Origin of the sequence: Croceicoccus sp. Ery5 (genome assembly GCF_020985325.1) — a bacterium.
Classification (GTDB): domain Bacteria; phylum Pseudomonadota; class Alphaproteobacteria; order Sphingomonadales; family Sphingomonadaceae; genus Croceicoccus.
Genome location: NZ_CP087587.1, coordinates 183,501 through 201,280, shown reverse-complemented (window position 1 = coordinate 201,280; position 17,780 = coordinate 183,501). Strand labels below are relative to the sequence as shown.

Annotated in this window: 18 protein-coding genes; 5 read left to right on the top strand and 13 right to left on the bottom strand. The window is 63.5% G+C overall.

The genetic code is table 11. The features are described 5' to 3' along the window. Position 1: 1 nt before the first annotated feature. From LOZ74_RS00955 to LOZ74_RS00915, 9 genes are all read right to left on the bottom strand, one after another. Positions 2-937 carry an aldose 1-epimerase family protein gene (locus LOZ74_RS00955; protein ID WP_230292509.1) on the bottom strand — a complete coding sequence of 312 codons (936 nt, stop codon included), beginning with the start codon at positions 935-937 and terminating at the stop codon, positions 2-4. Further along, complete coding sequence (pheT, locus tag LOZ74_RS00950; protein ID WP_230292508.1) at positions 934-3,363, bottom strand: phenylalanine--tRNA ligase subunit beta; 2,430 nt, start codon at positions 3,361-3,363, stop codon at positions 934-936. Before pheT ends, LOZ74_RS00955 begins: the two co-directional genes overlap by 4 nt. Continuing rightward, positions 3,360-4,481: a phenylalanine--tRNA ligase subunit alpha gene (pheS, locus tag LOZ74_RS00945; RefSeq protein ID WP_230292507.1), complete on the bottom strand. Its 1,122-nt coding sequence runs from the start codon at positions 4,479-4,481 to the stop codon at positions 3,360-3,362. Before pheS ends, pheT begins: the two co-directional genes overlap by 4 nt. 447 nt (positions 4,482-4,928) lie before the next feature. After that, positions 4,929-5,288, bottom strand: coding sequence for a 50S ribosomal protein L20 (gene rplT / locus LOZ74_RS00940; RefSeq protein ID WP_230279234.1), 360 nt, complete (start codon positions 5,286-5,288; stop codon positions 4,929-4,931). A 14-nt stretch (positions 5,289-5,302) separates the two neighbouring features. Beyond that, on the bottom strand, positions 5,303-5,506 hold the full coding sequence (gene rpmI, locus LOZ74_RS00935; RefSeq protein WP_230279233.1) for a 50S ribosomal protein L35: 204 nt from the start codon (positions 5,504-5,506) through the stop codon (positions 5,303-5,305). A gap of 156 nt (positions 5,507-5,662) precedes the next feature. After that, positions 5,663-5,902, bottom strand: a complete 240-nt coding sequence (locus tag LOZ74_RS00930; RefSeq protein ID WP_230292506.1) for a hypothetical protein — start codon at positions 5,900-5,902, stop codon at positions 5,663-5,665. Between the two features lie 71 nt (positions 5,903-5,973). Next, positions 5,974-6,441 carry a gamma-glutamylcyclotransferase gene (locus tag LOZ74_RS00925; protein WP_230292505.1) on the bottom strand — a complete coding sequence of 156 codons (468 nt, stop codon included), beginning with the start codon at positions 6,439-6,441 and terminating at the stop codon, positions 5,974-5,976. Then, positions 6,404-7,192, bottom strand: coding sequence for a histidinol-phosphatase (hisN, locus tag LOZ74_RS00920; protein WP_230292504.1), 789 nt, complete (start codon positions 7,190-7,192; stop codon positions 6,404-6,406). The genes LOZ74_RS00925 and hisN overlap by 38 nt, the downstream gene beginning before the upstream one ends. Continuing rightward, entirely contained in the window at positions 7,192-8,127 is a 936-nt protein-coding gene (locus tag LOZ74_RS00915) for a ribose-phosphate pyrophosphokinase (RefSeq protein ID WP_230292503.1), read from the bottom strand. The genes hisN and LOZ74_RS00915 overlap by 1 nt, the downstream gene beginning before the upstream one ends. Before the next feature lie 155 nt (positions 8,128-8,282). On the opposite strand from LOZ74_RS00915, the gene LOZ74_RS00910 reads away from it, so the two are divergent. Beyond that, positions 8,283-8,540: a hypothetical protein gene (locus LOZ74_RS00910; protein WP_230292502.1), complete on the top strand. Its 258-nt coding sequence runs from the start codon at positions 8,283-8,285 to the stop codon at positions 8,538-8,540. A 6-nt stretch (positions 8,541-8,546) separates the two neighbouring features. Here LOZ74_RS00910 and glpX read toward each other — a convergent pair whose 3' ends face one another. From glpX to LOZ74_RS00895, 3 genes are all read right to left on the bottom strand, one after another. After that, complete coding sequence (gene glpX, locus LOZ74_RS00905) at positions 8,547-9,479, bottom strand: class II fructose-bisphosphatase (RefSeq protein WP_230281854.1); 933 nt, start codon at positions 9,477-9,479, stop codon at positions 8,547-8,549. 170 nt (positions 9,480-9,649) lie between these two features. After that, a complete protein-coding gene (locus LOZ74_RS00900; RefSeq protein WP_230292501.1) occupies positions 9,650-11,005 on the bottom strand; it encodes a homoserine dehydrogenase in 1,356 nt (451 codons plus the stop codon). A gap of 174 nt (positions 11,006-11,179) precedes the next feature. After that, the gene (locus tag LOZ74_RS00895) at positions 11,180-12,043 is read right to left on the bottom strand and encodes a hypothetical protein (RefSeq protein ID WP_230292500.1); all 864 of its coding nucleotides are present in this window, start codon (positions 12,041-12,043) and stop codon (positions 11,180-11,182) included. A 379-nt stretch (positions 12,044-12,422) separates the two neighbouring features. On the opposite strand from LOZ74_RS00895, the gene LOZ74_RS00890 reads away from it, so the two are divergent. The 4 genes from LOZ74_RS00890 (at position 12,423) to LOZ74_RS00875 (ending at position 15,077) form a co-directional block, all read left to right on the top strand. Further along, the gene (locus tag LOZ74_RS00890) at positions 12,423-13,094 is read left to right on the top strand and encodes a TonB family protein (RefSeq protein ID WP_230292499.1); all 672 of its coding nucleotides are present in this window, start codon (positions 12,423-12,425) and stop codon (positions 13,092-13,094) included. Between the two features lie 76 nt (positions 13,095-13,170). Continuing rightward, positions 13,171-13,935 carry a MotA/TolQ/ExbB proton channel family protein gene (locus LOZ74_RS00885; RefSeq protein WP_230279224.1) on the top strand — a complete coding sequence of 255 codons (765 nt, stop codon included), beginning with the start codon at positions 13,171-13,173 and terminating at the stop codon, positions 13,933-13,935. A gap of 111 nt (positions 13,936-14,046) precedes the next feature. Next, a complete protein-coding gene (locus tag LOZ74_RS00880) occupies positions 14,047-14,577 on the top strand; it encodes a biopolymer transporter ExbD (RefSeq protein ID WP_230279223.1) in 531 nt (176 codons plus the stop codon). A 32-nt stretch (positions 14,578-14,609) separates the two neighbouring features. Then, positions 14,610-15,077, top strand: coding sequence for a biopolymer transporter ExbD (locus LOZ74_RS00875; protein WP_230292498.1), 468 nt, complete (start codon positions 14,610-14,612; stop codon positions 15,075-15,077). A gap of 75 nt (positions 15,078-15,152) precedes the next feature. Here LOZ74_RS00875 and LOZ74_RS00870 read toward each other — a convergent pair whose 3' ends face one another. Further along, entirely contained in the window at positions 15,153-17,597 is a 2,445-nt protein-coding gene (locus tag LOZ74_RS00870; RefSeq protein WP_230292497.1) for a ligase-associated DNA damage response DEXH box helicase, read from the bottom strand. Positions 17,598-17,780 lie beyond the last annotated feature (183 nt).

The following is a 17,780-nucleotide window of genomic DNA, read 5'->3' as shown; positions in this document are numbered from 1 at the left end:
TTTACTCTCCTGTCTGGGCCGGACGAACGCCAAGCGTCAGGGCAAAGCTGCGCGAATCGCCTGCGGGCAGTTCCATCACGCCCGGTTTTTCGCGAAAATCGCCATCGAAGCCCTGCGGATCGGCAATGCCGGCCCACGGCTCCAGACACAGGAAATCCGCGCCCGGTTTCTGCCAGATGCCCAGCATCGGGCAATCGGGAAAGGCCAGATCGATGGCGGCGGGCGCCAGCCTGTCCTTCCTGTCCTTCTCCTGTCCCTCGGGCGGTTTGGGCATTTCCCCCTCGAACCGCAGGCTGCGGCTGGACAGGCGATCCCAGATCAGCGCATCGGCATGGAAAAGGCCGGTAAAGGGCCGCAAGATGCGATTTTTCACCGGCGTATCCTCGAACGCGCAGACAAGGCCGTCGCTGTCGACACGGCGGATAGGGCCGGTTTCGAAATCCTCGAACACGATGCGATGCGATGCCTTGTCGCCGCCGCCGGGCAGCGGCCATGCAAAGCCGGGATGAAAACCGATGCTGAAGGGCATCGCATCTTCGCCGCGATTGGTGACGATGGCCGTGATCGTCAGCGTATCGCCCTCAAGCGCATAATGCAGGTCGAGGACGAAGGCGAAGGGATAGACTGCCCTTGTCTCGGCATCGTCGGTCAGGCGCAGGATCGCGCTGCTTTGCGTGCGTTCGACAAGATGAAACACACGCCGGCGCGCAAAGCCGTGGCGGGGCAGCTGATATTCCGCCCCGTCCAGCCGGTACACACCGCCCGCCAGCGCACCGACGATCGGGAACAGCACGGGCGCACGGCCCGACCAGACGGCGGGGTCGCCATTGGTCATCCACTCCGCCCCGCCTGCATCGCGCAAGGACACAAGCTCTGCGCCCAGCAAAGCGATGCGGGCCGTCAGCCCTTCGGAGCGTATGGTGACCGTCTCGCTCATCCGCGCAAGGATGCTCCCAGTTTCTCGGCAGAGGCGACCACCTTAGCCGAAATCGCGGACAAATCCGCCTCGGTAAAACTGGCATCGCCGGGCTGCAGAACGATTTCGACCGCCAGCGACTTGTGACCCTCGGGCACGCCTTGCCCACGGAACTCGTCGAAAATGCGCGCATCGGTGATCAGCTGCTTTTCGGCGCCGCGCACCGCCTTCAGCAGATCGCCTGCCGCCAGCGTATCGGGAACGAGGAAGGCGAAATCGCGCATCACCGGCTGCAATGCCGGCGGGGTATAGGTCGCGCGGGTAAAGCCCGAGGCGCCCTTTTTGGCCGGAACCGCGTCGAGGAAAATCTCCGCCGCGACCACTGCTCCTGCGATGTCGAACTGTTTGGCGACCAGCGGATGCAGCGTGCCAAATCGCGCCAGCACGTTCTTGGGCCCCAGCCGCAAGGTGGCCGATTGCCCGGGATGGAACGCGTTGCCAGACCAGCTTTCATCGGCGCCCATCACCATCAGCCTGTCGACAGGCGCGCCTGCCGCGGCCAGCAGCGCCTCGACCTCTGCCTTGGCGTCGAATGCATCAAAGGGCACCGCCTTGCCGTTCTGCCAGCCGCGCGGCTGTTTCTCGCCCGCCAGCACAAGGCCCAGGGCCAGCCGCTCGTCGCTCGCCCCGCCGGGCCCGCGCAAATAGCGACGCCCCAGTTCGAACAGCCGCACATCGTTCGCACCGCGCGCCTGATTGCGCGCCACGGCCGACAGCAAGCCCGGAAGCAGCGATTGCCGCATCACTTTCAGATCCTCGCTGATCGGATTGGCAAGCACCCACGGCTCGCTCCCCTCGACCGCGAAGGCCGCAGCCTGATCGGCGGGCAGGAACGACCAAGTCACCGCCTCGTGCATGCCGCGACTGGCGGCAGCGCGGCGAACGCGCCGTTCCAGTGCCTGCACCGGTGTCGCGGTCGGCCGGGCCACGCCCTCGGCACGCGGCAATGCGACCGATGCGATCGCGTCCAGCCCGCGGATGCGGATCACTTCCTCGACGATATCGGCCGGGCCATCGACATCGGGCCGCCAACTTGGCGCGGTGACCGCCCAATGGCTTTCGCCCGCCTCTTCGACCACCGCAATCTCGAACCCCAGCGAGGTCAGGATCGCACGCTGCTCGTCCTCGCGCACGGCAATCCCGCCCAGCGTTTCGGCCAGCGCAGGTTCGTAACGCACGACATGGGCAGCAACAGGCGGCGCGCCGACATGCAGGGCTTCGCTTGCCTCGCCCCCGCAAATGTCGAGGATCAGGCCGGTCAGCAGTTCCAGACCGGGCGCCAGAAAGGCGGGGTCGATGCCGCGTTCGAACCGGCTGCGTGCATCGCTGGTCAGGTTCAGCGCGCGGCCGGTATGCGCCAGACGCACCGGATCGAACGCCGCCACTTCCAGCAGCACATCGGTGGTCACGTCCGAACAGCCCGAATGCTCGCCGCCCATGATGCCCGCGATATCATGCACCTGCGCGTCATCCGCGATCACCGTCATGCTGTCGTCGAGCAGATAATGCTTCTCGTTCAGCGCGGTTACGCCTTCTCCCGCCTTGGCGCGGCGCGCGGTCAGCGTGCCGGTCAGCTGCGCGATGTCATAGGCATGGCTGGGCCGGCCATAGGCCAGCATCACGTAATTGGTGATGTCCACCAATGCCGAAATGGGGCGCTGGCCCGCCGATTTCAGCCGCGCCTGCATCCATGCGGGGCTTTCCCCGTTGGTCACGCCGCGAATGGCGCGGCCATAAAATGCGGGGCAACCTTCTGCATCTTCGATCGCAATGGGCACGGGGCACGGGAAGCCGCCCTCGTAAACGCGGTCAGGCAGGGGTTTCAGCGTGCCCAGACCCGCAGCCGCCAGATCGCGGGCGATGCCATAGACGCCCATGCAATCGGGGCGGTTGGGCGTGATCGCCACATCGAAAACCGGATCGTCCAGCCCGGCAAAAGCGGCATAATCGGCCCCGACCGGCGCATCGGCGGGCAGTTCGATAATGCCCTCATGCTCGTCCGACAGGTCCAGTTCGCGCGCCGAGCACATCATGCCGTTCGATTCGACACCGCGGATCGCCGCCTTGCGCATTTCCATGCCGTTCGACGGCACCACCGCACCCGGCAGGCCCAACACCCCGATCAGGCCCGCACGCGCATTGGGCGCGCCGCACACCACCTGCAGCGGGTCGCCTTCTCCGGTGTCGACGGTCAGCACTTGCAGCTTGTCCGCATCGGGATGCTTGACAGCGGTCAGCACCCTGGCAACGCGGAAACCCGCCAGCGCCTCGGCCGGATTGTCCAGATCCTCCAGCTCAAGCCCGATTTCGTTCAGCTTCGCCGCGATTTCGGCGGCCGACGCATCGGTATCGAGATGGTCTTTCAGCCATGAGAGCGAGAACTTCATGCCGGCACTCCCACGCCTGCGGAGAGGGTCGGCACGTCGAGAGCGGCAAAGCCGTAATGCTTCAGCCAGCGCAGATCGCCGTCGAAGAAAGCGCGCAAGTCATCCATTCCATATTTCAGCATGGCCAGCCGGTCGACGCCGGTGCCGAATGCAAAGCCCTGCCATTCGTCGGGGTCCAGCCCGCCGAATTCGATGACGCGGCGATTGACCATGCCGCTGCCCAGCACTTCCATCCACGCATGGCCTTCGTCATCGCCCGATCCGCCGACCACGCGGCGCGAAGTGCCATTGGCGCCCTTTTCGATCGAATAGCCGACATCGACTTCGACCGAAGGCTCGGTGAACGGAAAGAAACTGGGGCGCAGGCGCAGCACGATATCGTCACGCTCGAAAAACGCCTTGAGGAAAGTCTCCAGCGTCCATTTCAGATGGCCAAGGTGAATGCCCTTGTCGATCACCAGACCTTCGATCTGGTGGAACATCGGCGTGTGGGTCGCATCCGAATCGCTGCGATAGACCCGCCCCGGCGCAATTACGCGCAGCGGCGCACCCTCTTTCAGCATCGTGCGGATCTGCACCGGCGAGGTATGCGTGCGCAGCAGCATGCTCCGCCCCGCTTCGTCCGCGTCGGGGAAATAGAACGTATCGTGCATCGCGCGCGCCGGATGGCTTTCCGGCATGTTGAGCGCGGTGAAATTATGCCAGTCGTCCTCGATCTCGGGCCCGGTGGCGACGGCGAAACCCATGTCGGCGAAAATCTCGGCCAGCTCGTCCATCACCTGGCTGACGGGATGAACGCTACCCGCCGGTGCTTGCGGCGCGGGGAGCGACAGGTCCACCGTCTCTCCCGCCAGTTTCGCATCCAGCGCCGCGGCTTCCAGCACGGCTTTACGCGCGGCGATCGCATCGGTCACGTTCGCGCGCAGCCCGTTGAACGCGGGGCCGGCGACCTGCCGTTCCTCGGGGCTCATCTTGCCCAGCGTTTTCAGCAGCAGCGAAATGCTTCCCTGCTTGCCCAGAAAGGCGACGCGCGCCGCTTCCACAGCATCGAGCGTTTCGGCCTGTTCGACCTGCGCCAGTGCTTCGGCGCGCAGACTATCGGTATCGGTGAGTGCCATGGTTTCGGGCGGCGTCACTTTGCATGTTCGATTGGTATTCGGGATGAGACGCGCTCTCTAGGACGGAGCCTGCCAAAGGGCAACGCTTGGACAGCGCCCGAGTCGCGAAAACGACCGGCGATTCGGAAAACAAATGTAAGAAAACAGCCTACTGACAGTCATGCCAATGGTGACAAAGCCTGTTCGAATCGCCCTGAATCGCCGCTTTGTCCACCCGAGACATTGCACGTTTCGCCGCAAAGCAGCATAAATCGATCCGACGATAGCGACCGGCGTTTTCCGGTCGCAGCTCGGAAGCTGGCGTGCTGGGTTGGGGGACCTGGCCGCCAGCAAACTGCTGAAAGCAGGTTGAAACGAAAAGGCCCGGGTCAGCGCAACGCTGTCCCGGGCCTTTTCAGTTTGGGCAGGAAAACGGGCAACCGCGGGTCGCCCGATCCCTTTGACGGATCAGGCCGGCAGGGCCTTCTTCGCCTGTGCAATGATCGCACCGAAGGCAGCGCCTTCGTTCATCGCCAGATCGGCCATGACCTTACGGTCCAGCTCGATCCCGGCCAGCTTCACGCCATGCATGAACTGCGAATAGGTCAGGCCTTCCGCACGGACAGCAGCGTTGATTCGCTGGATCCACAGGGCGCGGAAGTTGCGCTTCTTAACCTTGCGGTCGCGATAGGCGTACTGACCGGCCTTTTCGACGGCCTGGCGAGCGACGCGGATCGTATTCTTGCGGCGGCCGCGATAGCCCTTGGCCTGCTCCAGAATACGCTTGTGCTTGGCGCGGGTGGTAACACCCCTTTTGACACGTGCCATGGTTCGTTACCTCCTCAGTTCAGCCCGTAGGGCGCCCACTTCTTGATCGTCTTCGCATCAGCGTCAGAGATCACCGTGGTGCCGCGGTTCTGGCGGATATATTTGCCGTTATGGCTGATGAGGCGGTGGCGCTTGCCGGCCACGCCATGCTTGATCTTGCCGGTCGCGGTAAGCTTGAAGCGCTTCTTCACACCGCTCTTGGTCTTCAGCTTGGGCATTTTCGTCTCCTTACATGGGACACGTTCGACCAGCCCTGGCAGCCCTTTTCGCCAGGCCGATCATCGAATCTCGTGTCGGTGGAGGCGCGCGCATAAACGCGCAGGCCGGTATTTGCAAGTTTTGTTACGGGCAGATGGCGACGCGCGATGCGCTTTTCAGGCGTCCATCATCAACAACAGCGCCCATGTCAGCGCCAGCCCCGCAAAGAACAAAGGCCAGCTCCAATAGAAGGACACGTCATAGACATGCATCATGTGCACCGCCAGCACACCGCCCGTCGTCCCGCCCTTCCCCATGAAGAGCGAAAGTATCCAGCTCAGGAAAATGCCGAAAGGTATGGCTTTGACGAAAGAGAGCAACGATCCCCACTCGCGCTGGCATGGCACACGAAACATCGATTCAATTGCGTGGGATACTGGCATGCAGCGGTAAATTTTTCGCTAACCGGCGCAGCGCGGCATGCGCTTCAGCCGCCGGTATAGGCAGGCCGGCGACTTTCGCGCAGCCATTGGCGGAAATCGCCGCCCGCAATGTTCCTGGCCGCTGGCGGCACCGGCGCGGCCCACCGATAGGTTTGCGCGCGCCGCCAAATGCCGCCTGACAGCACCATCACCGGCACCCTCTGGTATTCGCCGCCCTCATAAAGATCCAGTTTGCGCCAGTCCTGCGGCGCAAGCGCGGCATCGCAGACCATGCCACATACGCGACGGTGCCCGCTGGTGGGCAACAAGGCGGGATAGAAACCGCTGCGTGCCGGAACCGCGATCAGCCTTCCGGCAACGGTCGCATCGCGGCAAAGCCCCAGTCGCGGGGTCAACCAGCGGGCCATTGGCGTCTCGGTCGCGGCCAACAGGGTGCCATAGACGAACAGCCGCTGGACGATGGTCCCGCTCTCCCTAATGATCGTGATGGCAGGCCAGAGCCTCGATCGCATCTTCCAGCCGTGCACTGTCACCCAATGCCAGCACATGCCCGTCGCTGGCAGCGTTCAGCGGATCGCCGTTCCAGTCGGTCATCATTCCGCCCGCACCTTCGACCACGGGGATCAATGCGGCATAATCGTGCAGCTTCAGCCCCGCCTCGGCCACGATATCCAGATGGCCGCTGGCCAGCATGGCGTAATTATAGCAATCGCCGCCCATCACCATGCGCTTGTGATCGGTGCGCGCAGCCAGCGCCATGAAATGCTCGCCATCGTGGTCGTCGAAATAATGCGGGCCGGTCGTGGCCAGCGTCGCTTCTTCCAGCTTGCGGCAGGGGCGGCTGCGGACGGGCGAACCGTTGAGCAATGTCGCCTGACCCGATGCGCCGACCCAGCGTTCGCCCGCGATCGGCTGGTCGATCACGCCCAGCAGCGGCCAGCCATCGACCATCAGCGATATCAGCGTGCCAAAGATCGGGCGGCCCGCCAGAAACCCCGCCGTGCCGTCGATCGGATCGAGGACCCATTGGCGGCTTGCGCCCGCACGCTCGCTGCCGAATTCCTCGCCGATGATGCCGTCTTCCGGTCGTTCCGACGCCAGAATGGCGCGCATCGCCTCTTCCGCCTCGCGGTCGGCAATGGTTACGGGAGACGCATCGCCCTTGCGGTCCGATTCGATCGCGGTGCGGAAATGCGGCCGGATGGCCGCGCCCGCCGCTTCGGCAAGGCGCTGGGCCAGGGCAATGTCAGCGTCGAGACGCATCAGTCGAACAGCGACGAGACCGAGCTTTCGTCGGCAATGCGGCGGATGGCCTCGCCGATCAGCGTGGCGATCGACAGGATCCGGATCGACGAGCAATCGCGCGCCGCTTCGGTTGCCTGGATCGTGTCGGTGATCACCAGCTCCTTCAGCGCCGATTTCTCGACACGGGCAACCGCCGCACCCGACAGCACGCCATGGGTGATATAGGCTGCGACGCTGGTCGCGCCTTCGTCCAGCAGCGCCTGCGCCGCGTTGCAAAGCGTGCCGCCCGAATCGATGATGTCGTCGATCAGGATGCAGTGCCGCCCCTTCACGTCGCCGATGATGTTCATGACTTCCGATTCGCCGGGACGGTCGCGGCGCTTGTCGACAATCGCCAGCGGCGCGTTGTCCAGCCGCTTGGCCAGCGCGCGGGCGCGGACCACGCCGCCCACGTCGGGCGACACGACCATCAGGTCCTGATCGCCATAGCGCGCCTGAATGTCGGCGGCCATCGCGGGCGCGGCATAGAGATTGTCGGTCGGGATATCGAAAAAGCCCTGAATCTGTCCCGCGTGCAGATCGACCGCCAGCACGCGATCGGCGCCCGCCATGGTGATCAGATTGGCGACCAGCTTGGCCGAAATCGGGGTGCGCGGGCCGGGCTTCCGGTCCTGGCGCGCATAGCCGAAATAGGGGATCACCGCCGTGATCCGCTTGGCCGAGGCGCGTTTCAATGCGTCGATCCCGATCAGCAGTTCCATCAGATTGTCATTGGCGGGAAAGCTGGTCGACTGGACGATGAACACATCCTCGCCGCGGACGTTTTCGTGGATCTCGATAAAGATTTCTTCATCGGCAAAGCGGCGCACGCTGGCATCGGTCAGCGGCACTTCCAGATAGGCCGCGATGGCGCGGGCAAGCGGCAGGTTGGCATTGCCGGACATGATCTTCATGGCATCGGTCCTCGAAACGGCTGCGGGGGCAAGTTCGGTTTCTAGATGCGGGCGCAGACACCGCAGCGCGCGCACCGCTCAATGCGCGGCCTTAGCGGGGAGTCCCGCGATTGCAACAATGGCGCGCCCGCTCGCGGTGGATTATAGGGGTTTGCGTGTTGTTCTGGATGATGATCGGGGCGCTGGCGCTGCTTTTGGTGCTTCGGCTGTGGCTGGGGCCGTCGCCGCCGCGCCACGCCGATTCGCCGCCCGCAGCACCAATGCCTGATGCCGGACAGGACGACGAATTATGGACCGTCGACGCGCTGCAGAAATATGGAACGCCCGACACGGTAGCCGATCTATACGAACAAGGCCGCGCAGACGAACTGCGCGGCCTTGGCTATCGCGGGGAAATTCCCGAAGAGGACTAGGCCGCCTCAGACATGGTCGCGATGATGCTCGCCCTTGATCCAGCGCACCGTGCGCGAGGATGCGCGCATCACGACCGAATCGGTCGTCATCCGGCCATCTTTCAGGTGCTTCACACCGGCCAATAGCGAACCGTCGGTCACGCCGGTGGCGGCGAAAATGCAGTCGCCCTTCGCCAGATCGCGCAGGCTGTAGATCTTGTCGAGATCCTCAATGCCCCACTTGCGCGCGCGGGCGCGTTCGTCATCGTTGCGGAACAGCAGCTTGCCCTGAAACTGGCCGCCCACGCAGCGCAGCGCGGCACAGGCCAGCACACCCTCGGGCGCGCCGCCCGAACCCATATAGATGTCGATCGTGGTGTCGGGATTGGTCGTCGCGATCACGCCCGCGACATCGCCGTCGCCGATCAGCACAACGCCGCAACCCAGTTCGCGCAGTTCGGCGATCATCGCTTCATGGCGGGGCCGGTCCAGCACGCAGACGATGATCTCGCCCGGCTCGACACCCTTGGCTGCCGCGACAGCCTTGACGTTTTCGGTCGGGCTTTTCGTCAGGTCGATCACCCCTTCGGGATAGCCGGGGCCGACCGCGATCTTCTGCATGTAAACGTCGGGGGCGTTCAGCAGGCCGCCTTCTTCGGCGGCCGCCAGCACGGCCAGCGCATTGGGGCCGGCCTTGGCAGTGATCGTCGTGCCCTCCAGCGGGTCGAGCGCGATATCGATTTTGGGGCCCTTGCCCGGCGCGCCGCCGACCTTTTCGCCGATGAACAGCATCGGCGCCTCATCACGCTCGCCCTCGCCGATGACGACGGTGCCGTCCATATACAGCTCGTCGAACGCCTTGCGCATGGCTTCCACGGCAGCGGCGTCGGCGGCTTTCTCATCGCCGCGGCCGACCAGATAGGATGCGGCAATCGCGGCAGCTTCGGTCACGCGGACCATTTCAAGGACGAGAACGCGGTCGAGGACGTCACTTGGTTTCGGCACGGAGGCAATTCCTTTCGAATATCAGGCCAGACGCGGGGTAACCGAGCGGCCCTATCTTGTCGAGTTCGACCGGGGCGAGCATCGGGATTGCCGCTAAGGGGCTATGACTGCCCCTTTTTGCCCGATCATTGTTTCAGAATATGCATGACCAGAGGCGGCGCGGTCATGCTGTCGAGGCCCGACAGCAGATCCAGCGCCTTTTCGACCGATGCTTCCTCGCCCTCATGCGTGACCATCGACACCAGTACCGATCCGTCGGTGCCGCCGGTATGTTCGGCGCCCATCTGGATCAGGCTTTCGATCGACACGCCCGCATCGCGCATCGCGGCGGTCAGTTCGGCCAGCACGCCGGGACGGTCGGTGACGAGGAACCGCAGATAGGCCTTGCCCGTGCGGTGCCCGGTCTGCGCGGGCAGCGTGGTGTCCAGCTCGGCAACGGGGATCGAGAACGGCGGATCGATCTCTCCCTCGCTGTCCCAGAAACGCGCGATATCGATGATGTCGGCCACCACAGCGCTGGCCGTGGGGCCATCGCCCGCGCCCGCGCCCTGAAACAGCAGCATGCCGGAAAAATTACCCTCGGCCACCACGGCATTGGTCGGGCCGTCGACATGGGCAAGCGGATGGTTCTTGGGCACCAGATAGGGATGGACACGCTGGAACAGGCGGGTCTTGCCGTCCTCGCCTTCCTCGACATTGGCCATGCCCAGCAGGCGGATCACATAACCCAGCGAATCGGCCTGCGCGATATCGGCGGCCAGAATGCGGCGGATGCCATCGGCGCTGACGCTGGCGAAATCGAGCTCGGTGCCGAATGCGATGCTGGCAAGGATCGACAGCTTGTGCGCCGCATCGATCCCGTCGATGTCAAAGGTCGGGTCCGCTTCGGCATAGCCCTTGGCCTGCGCCTCTCCCAGAACGTCGGCGAAATCGGCGCCCGTGTCCTCCATGGTGGACAGGATATAGTTCGAAGTGCCGTTGAGGATGCCGTACACACGCTCGATCGCATTGGCCGCCGCACCCTCGCGCAGGCCCTTGACGATGGGGATGCCGCCCGCGACCGCTGCCTCGAATTTCAGCGCGTGGCCCGCGGCCTCCGCTTCGCGCGCAAGGCCAAGGCCGTGATGGGCGATCATCGCCTTGTTCGCGGTGACAAAGCTTTTGCCATTGGCGATCGCATTGCGCGCCAGCGTCAATGCCGGACCGTCGGACCCGCCGACCAGTTCGACCACCACGTCGACATCGGGCCGCGTCGCCATCGCGCCCATATCGTCTTCCCAGTCGTAGCGTGAAATGTCGACGCCGCGATCTTTCGACCGGTCGCGCGCCGAAACAGCGACGATCTCGATCTCGCGTCCGGCACGGCGGGCCAGCAATTCGCGGTTCGTCTCAATCAGCCGGATCACGCCCGCGCCAACCGTGCCAAGACCGGCAAGGGCAATGCGAAGGGGGGCAGGCTGACTGCGAGACTGATCGGACACGCGAAAAAGCTCCATGTAGCAAAGGAGCGTGGCGGTTAGGCGAGTAGCGCGCGCTTGGCCAGAGGCGCGTTACAAAAAACGCCTCTGGCCCGAACGAATTTTGCGCCATCGACGCGCTGCCAGCAATCTGGGCGCACCCGCTGAGGCTGGCCCAGGATTCCCGCTTGCTCTGGCCTAGAATTCGCGCTTGCGCTTGCAGGCGCCCAATTGCTGCATCACCACAGCGTAATCCGCCGACGCCTGTTGGCGCAGGCGCGGGTCGGTCGACAATTGCGCCTCGACCGGCAGGGTCGCGGGCAGCGAGCAGGCAAGGCGATACCATTCCAGCGTTCCAGGGCGCGGCGGGCGGGCATCGATCTGCACCAGCTCGCCCGTCGAAAGGCCCCAGACGGGCGGTTGACCCGGCGTTCGCACCACCGCGATCGACGCGGGCGATCCGGTCTTGGTCTTGAGGAAGATCTGCGTCTCACCCTCGCCCGCCAGATTGCCCGGCGTATGCAAAGCATCGCGTACACCGGTTATCTCGGGCGGGGCGTCGGGCGACAATTTTTCCGACAACAGCCCGCGCAGGCTGGTCGTATCGACCCATGCCGCGGGCATTTGCGCGTCGGGGGCGACCAGCTGGATCTCGTCACTGCGGCCCGGAACGGGGCGGGCGAAGATCACGACCTGCTGACCCTTCATCTTGGGCAGCTTGCCTTGGGCGGTCAGCTTTACATCGGCCAGATATTTCAGCTTTTCGCCAATCGTGCTGCTGCCTGCCAGCAGGCTCTTCGTCTCGGCCTCGACGTAAACGCGTGCCCAGCCCTGCTTGATCGGACCGGTGCGCGACGGATCAATCTGGCTCATCTTGCGAATCTCGGCCGTGATGGTCAGCGGCGCGGGAAGCGCCAGATCGGCCAGATCGGCATAGGTCACGGGCGATTCGCCGCCGCCCTGCTGGGCCGCCAGAGGCGTCGCCACGACCAGCGAAACACCAATAGCGGCAGAGGTAACCGTGGATAAAACGCTGCGGTTCGAGCGATTTTGTATACGCAATTCGAAGCCCCCCTTCGGGTGGTGTATATATAGAATCTCGCGCGCATAAACGCGTGCGCGAAGGACGCATCAACCCCTTCAAACGACACAGGTAGTGAATCGCGCCTTAATCGACAAAGCATTTGCGCACCCCAATGTTCGGCGTTAAACCCCCGTTTCGAACGGCTCGGCGTCAGATCGGGCCGCAATAAACTTGCGCAGGTTCAACGGTCGGTATGCCTAATGGGCTAATCCGGCCGGCAGCTTGCGCCCGGTTCTACCGGCAGGGCAGGAAACGTGGGATCGAAATGGTGTATGCACACCATGGACAGTTCCATTTGTTGAGGGCAGGCTTTTGCAGGCCTGTTTGCGCGTGCACTTAATGGAGTGGGTTATTTGAATGGCTTATGCTGACCAACAGATGAGCGGCAACAAGATCGCTGCGATCGTCATTGTTGCGCTTCTGCATATCGCGGCCATCTATGCCTTGGTCACCGGCCTCGCTTACGAGGCTATTGAAAAGGTCAAGGAAACGGTCACCGCGGTAAATATCGAGGATCCGCCGCCACCGCCGCCTCCTCCGCCGCCACCGCCGGACGAACCGCCGCCGCCGCAGGCTCCGCCGCCGCCGGTTGCGCCGCCTCCGGCCGTGCGGATCGAACGTCCTGCGCCGCAGATCAAGACGGTCCAGACGATTCCGCCGCCGTCTCCGCCGGCAGTCCGGATTCCGCCTGCCGCTCCCCCGGCACCGGTCGCTCCTCCGGCTCCTTCGCAGGCGCGTGGCGCCCGTGCGAAGAACCAGAACAGCTGGGCGGCCCGTATTCAGGACAATTACCCCAGCCGCGCGCTGCGTAACGAGGAGGAAGGCTCCGTCGGCATGCGCATCACGGTGGACGCACGGGGTCGTGTTTCGGAATGTTCGGTTACCAGCTCGAGCGGGTCCTCCTCGCTTGACGAGGCAGCGTGCGACGGCATGAAGCGCTATGCGCGTTATGATCCGGCGCTGGATGCCGCTGGCAACGAGATCTCGAGCACGATGTCGCAGACGATCCGTTACCAGATCCCGAGATAAGCAGCGGGCAGTGTTTAAACTGCTACAAAGCTCTGATTTTTAAAACGAAATCACTGTCATTGAAGGAAGTTTCCGCATGATCATCGAAATCCTCGCCGCTGCTGCCTCGGAAGCGCCGGCCAACAAGTTCGGCTTTAAAGAAGCCCTCGAGCAGGGCGGTTTCATCGCCTATGCGACCGTCATCATCCTGGGCATCATGTCCTTCGGCTCGTTCTACATCCTGTTCACGAAGTTCTTCGAGCAGAACAAGATCATGCGTCAGGCCAAGGAAGTCCGCACCGGTTTCTGGCGTGCGAACTCGCTGCGCGAAGGCGCTGGCCGTCTGACCAAGAACTCGGCTTTCCGCCAGATCGTCGACGACGGCCTCGCTGCTGAAGAACAGCACTCGAAGATGACCGACAGCCTCGAAGCACACGACTGGCTGCACGGCTCGCTCGCCCGTTCGGAAGCAATGATCAACGCCCGCCTCGCATCGGGCCTGCCCTTCCTCGCCACCGTCGGCGCGACCGCACCGTTCATCGGCCTGTTCGGCACCGTGGTCGGCATCTATCGCGCCCTGATCAACATCGGCATCGCCGGTTCGGCATCGATCGACAAGGTCGCCGGTCCCGTGGGTGAAGCCCTGATCATGACCGCGCTGGGTCTGCTCGTCGCCGTTCCCGCCGTTCTGGCCTACAACTACCTGCAGGCCCGCAACAAGCGCATCGCCGAGCATCTGTCCGGCTTCTCGACCGACATTCTGGCGAACATCAACTCGAAGGGTGCCGTGAAGCCTGCCGTGACGGCTGCTCCCGCTGCCAAGCCGGCGACGACCGCTGCCGGCGCCGCAGTCAAGAAGTAAGTGACGAAGGGGCAGTCTTCGGGCTGCCCCGTCTTCCCGCAGGCGGATTCGCCTGGATCAGTTTGCGGGGATTGGCCCCCAGGGGCCGAAACGGCCAGATAGGGTAAGATAATGGCGATTTCTAGTGGCGGCGGTGGCGCCGAGACACCGATGTCGGACATCAACACCACGCCCCTCGTGGACGTGATGCTGGTGCTCCTGATCATCTTCCTGATCGCGGTCCCGGTCGCGATCCAGTCGATCGAACAGCTCAAGGTGCCGATCATCGAATCGGAAGAATCGCAGGACAAGGTCGAAAACCTGATGCTGTCGATCACCTCGACCGACGGCAACGGCCTTAGCCCGGGCGAAGCCGGTTACTCCGGTGCCAGCCGTGAAGGCGCGTGCCGCGTCTATATCAACGACACGCCGGTGAACTCCGACGAGTTGCAGGACCGTTCGTTCAAGCGTCTCGACGCGATCGTGAAGCGCGAAGGCGGACCCGAAGCGATTGCGGAAAACCCCGATCTGATCCCGCAGGTGCATATCCGCGCGGACCAGAACGCTCCGTGGAAGTGCGTTGCAGGCGCGATCTATCAGATCCAGGCTGCAGGCTATCCGACCGTCGGCTTCATCTCGACGCCGATCGACCCCGACGCCTGATCGCGCGCTTCAAGATTTAAAGGAGACTTCCCATGGCAATGTCAGGAGGCAGCGACGACGGCTCCCCGATGATGGAGATGAACACGACGCCGTTGATCGACGTCATGCTCTGCATGCTCATCATCTTCATCCTGTCGATCCCCGTCGCCACGCACGCCGTGAACATCGATCTGCCGACGCCGAGCAATGTGCCGACCGAGGTGAATATCGATCCGGTGAAGAACAAGGTGATGATCACCCGCGAGGGCGAGATCCTGTGGAACGGCGAAACCGTCACGCAGGGACAGCTGGTCAGCACGATTCAGGAATCGCTGCTGCTGCCGGTCGAGCCCGAGCTGCAGTTTGAACCCGATGAATTCACCGCATACGAAGTGACGGCCGAAGTTCTGAAGATCATCAAGAACTCGGGCGCTACCAAGTTCGGCTTTGTCGGTAACGAACGGTATCGCATGTTCGAAGGCGGTCCGGCGGGTGTGAACCCGACGCAGACGGCTGGCTGATCGCACGATCACCGACGCAATCGGGGCGGGCCTTCGGGTCCGCCCTTTTTGTTTGCCCCTTACGCACGGGCGCCTTTAGTCGGGCGTCATAGCCAGCGAGACGAGGCTCTCGGCCTCCACCAGAATATCATCGTCCGCCGATCCTGCAGGCATTCTCTCGCGCCCGATGGTCACCAGCACCGGCACGCCCAGCGGGCTCACCCGTTCCAGACGGACATGCCGCGTCTCGCGCTCTGCGCGTTCCAGCACACCCGCCAGCCGCCCGACGTCGGTCATCCGCGTCCGCGCATCCTGCCACGCGGCCTCGATCAGCACATGATCGGGCTCGTATTTGCGGAGCACTTCATAGATCAGATCGGTCGAGAACGTGACCTGCTTACCGGTTTTGCGCTTCCCCGGCTGCTGGCGCTCTACCAACCCTGCAATAACTGCCACCTCGCGAAATGCGCGGCGCAACAGGTGCGAATTGGTGACCCATTCTGTAAATTCATGTGCCAGAATGTCGGGCGACAACAGGGCAGCGGGATCGTCCACCGGTTTCAGCCCCCACACCGCCAATGAGTAATCGTTGGCGACGAAGCCCAGCGGCCCCAACCCGCGTTCCTCCATCCGCCGCGTGATCAGCATGCCCAGCGACTGGTTCGCGTTCCACCCCTCGAACGTATAGAACACGCTATATTCGCGCCCCTCATGCGGAAAGCTTTCGACGAGGAGTTCGCCCGGACCGGGCATTTCGCTGCGCCAGTCCTGCACTTCCAGCCATTCGCGAACATCGTCGGGAAAACGTGCCCAGCCTGCCCGATCAATCAGCAGTCCGCGCACCCGATCGGCCAGATGCGTCGTCAGCGGCATCCGCGCCCCGCCATAGCTGGGGATCATTGCCGATTTCTTCGCCGCGCGCACGATCAACTCAACTTCGCGCAAAGCCTCCACCTCAAGGCTCAACCCCGCAAACTGGAACGTGTCCCCGGGGCTCAGGCTGGCGGCAAAGCGTTCCTCCACCCGTCCCAAAGACCTGCCGTTGCGAAAGCGCACGGTCAGCATCTCTCCATCAAGGATGATGCCCGCGTTCAGCCGGTGGCGGGCGGCGTGTTCGGGATGGGTCAGCCGCCACCAGCCGCCATCCTCGCGCGTGATGCGCTTGAACCGGTCATAGGCGCGCAAGGCATAGCCGCCGTTCTCGACGAAACCCAGAACCCGCCGCCAAACAGTCTCATCCACCCACGAATAGGCCAGCGTCGAGCGGATTTCGGACAGCAGCGCATCTTCCTGAAACGGTCCTGCACAGGCGCATGCCATGACATGCTGGGCCAGCACGTCCAGCCCGCCCGGCCGGAAGTCCTCGCCATCGCGCACGCCTTCCTCCACCGCATCTAGCGCGGCCTGCGCCTCCAGAAACTCGAACCGGTTGCCCGGCACCAGCAGGGCCCGACTGGGTTGATCAAGCCTGTGATTGGCGCGACCGATCCGCTGTAAAAGGCGGGAGGAGCCCTTGGGCGCGCCCATCTGAATGACGCAATCAATGTCACCCCAATCTACACCCAGATCGAGGCTGGCCGTGGCGACAAGCGCACGCAGTTCGCTCCGTGCCATCGCGCCCTCTACCTTGCGCCGCGCTTCGACCGACAGCGACCCGTGGTGGATGCCGATGGGCAGCACATCGTCATTCGCGTCCCACAGTTTCTGGAAGATATATTCCGCCAGAAAGCGCGTATTGGTGAAAACGAGCGTGGTGCGATTGCGTCTGATCTCCTCGAATATCTGCGGGATCGCCCAGGTCGCCGCGTGCCCGCCCCATGGCACCCGCTCTCCATCGGGAAGCAAGATTTCGATCTCGGGCGGGGCACCAGCCTCGCCCACTACATGGGTTACGCCGTCCAGATCGCCCCACGGGGCCAGCCAGCCACGATAGCTTTCGACATCGGCAACCGTGGCCGACAGGCCGCTGCGCCGCAAATCGGGCGCCAACGCCTGTAAGCGGGCCAATGCCAGCATCAGCAGATCGCCGCGCTTACCCGTGGCAAACGCATGCATCTCATCGATCACCACACGCCGCAATCCGGCAAACATCTCAGCCGCCTCTGGATAGGAGATAAGCAGCGAAAGCGATTCCGGAGTGGTCAACAGAACATGTGGCGGTCGGCTTCGCTGCCGCTTCTTTCGATCCGATGGCGTATCGCCGCTACGCGTCTCGATCCGGATGGGCAGGCCCATTTCCTCGACTGGCACCAGCAGATTGCGCTTCACGTCGGTCGCCAGAGCCTTCAATGGAGAGACATAGAGCGTATGCAGCCCGTCAGGCGGCGCCTCTCCACCCAATCGTTCCGGCGTGAATGCCGCCAGCGTGGGAAGGAATCCCGCCAGCGTCTTGCCCGCGCCGGTATCGGCGGTCAGAAGTGCATGTTGCCCGGCATCGTCGGCTTCCAGCATCGCCGCCTGATGCTGTCTGATGCGCCAGTCGCGGGAATGGAACCAGCGCTCTATCGTGTCGGGAACCGCCATGGTGATGGCACAACCCATAGCACGCGATTTGGTTCTTCGCCCGCCTGCCAGAGCTATTCAGGGCAAAAAAAGGCCCGGAGGGAAAACCCGCCGGGCCATGAAGTTTTGGGAGAGGATGCCTGAAAGGCAGGTTCTTTGTGCATCGCAGCACGCGGTTTTGCAACTGCGAAAAAGGTCAGGCGAATTGCGCTTTTTGCAAAA

Coding starts and splice junctions, on each gene's coding strand:
- LOZ74_RS00870 (WP_230292497.1), bottom strand. CDS start 17,597: ATGGGTTGTGCCATCACCATGGCGGTTCCCGACACGATAGAGCGCTGG.
- LOZ74_RS00880 (WP_230279223.1), top strand. CDS start 14,047: ATGGCGATTTCTAGTGGCGGCGGTGGCGCCGAGACACCGATGTCGGAC.
- LOZ74_RS00915 (WP_230292503.1), bottom strand. CDS start 8,127: ATGAAGATCATGTCCGGCAATGCCAACCTGCCGCTTGCCCGCGCCATC.
- pheT (WP_230292508.1), bottom strand. CDS start 3,363: ATGAAGTTCTCGCTCTCATGGCTGAAAGACCATCTCGATACCGATGCG.
- hisN (WP_230292504.1), bottom strand. CDS start 7,192: ATGCGTCTCGACGCTGACATTGCCCTGGCCCAGCGCCTTGCCGAAGCG.
- LOZ74_RS00930 (WP_230292506.1), bottom strand. CDS start 5,902: ATGTTTCGTGTGCCATGCCAGCGCGAGTGGGGATCGTTGCTCTCTTTC.
- rpmI (WP_230279233.1), bottom strand. CDS start 5,506: ATGCCCAAGCTGAAGACCAAGAGCGGTGTGAAGAAGCGCTTCAAGCTT.
- LOZ74_RS00955 (WP_230292509.1), bottom strand. CDS start 937: ATGAGCGAGACGGTCACCATACGCTCCGAAGGGCTGACGGCCCGCATC.
- pheS (WP_230292507.1), bottom strand. CDS start 4,481: ATGGCACTCACCGATACCGATAGTCTGCGCGCCGAAGCACTGGCGCAG.
- LOZ74_RS00890 (WP_230292499.1), top strand. CDS start 12,423: ATGGCTTATGCTGACCAACAGATGAGCGGCAACAAGATCGCTGCGATC.
- LOZ74_RS00885 (WP_230279224.1), top strand. CDS start 13,171: ATGATCATCGAAATCCTCGCCGCTGCTGCCTCGGAAGCGCCGGCCAAC.
- rplT (WP_230279234.1), bottom strand. CDS start 5,288: ATGGCACGTGTCAAAAGGGGTGTTACCACCCGCGCCAAGCACAAGCGT.
- LOZ74_RS00925 (WP_230292505.1), bottom strand. CDS start 6,441: ATGCGATCGAGGCTCTGGCCTGCCATCACGATCATTAGGGAGAGCGGG.
- glpX (WP_230281854.1), bottom strand. CDS start 9,479: ATGGTCCGCGTGACCGAAGCTGCCGCGATTGCCGCATCCTATCTGGTC.
- LOZ74_RS00875 (WP_230292498.1), top strand. CDS start 14,610: ATGGCAATGTCAGGAGGCAGCGACGACGGCTCCCCGATGATGGAGATG.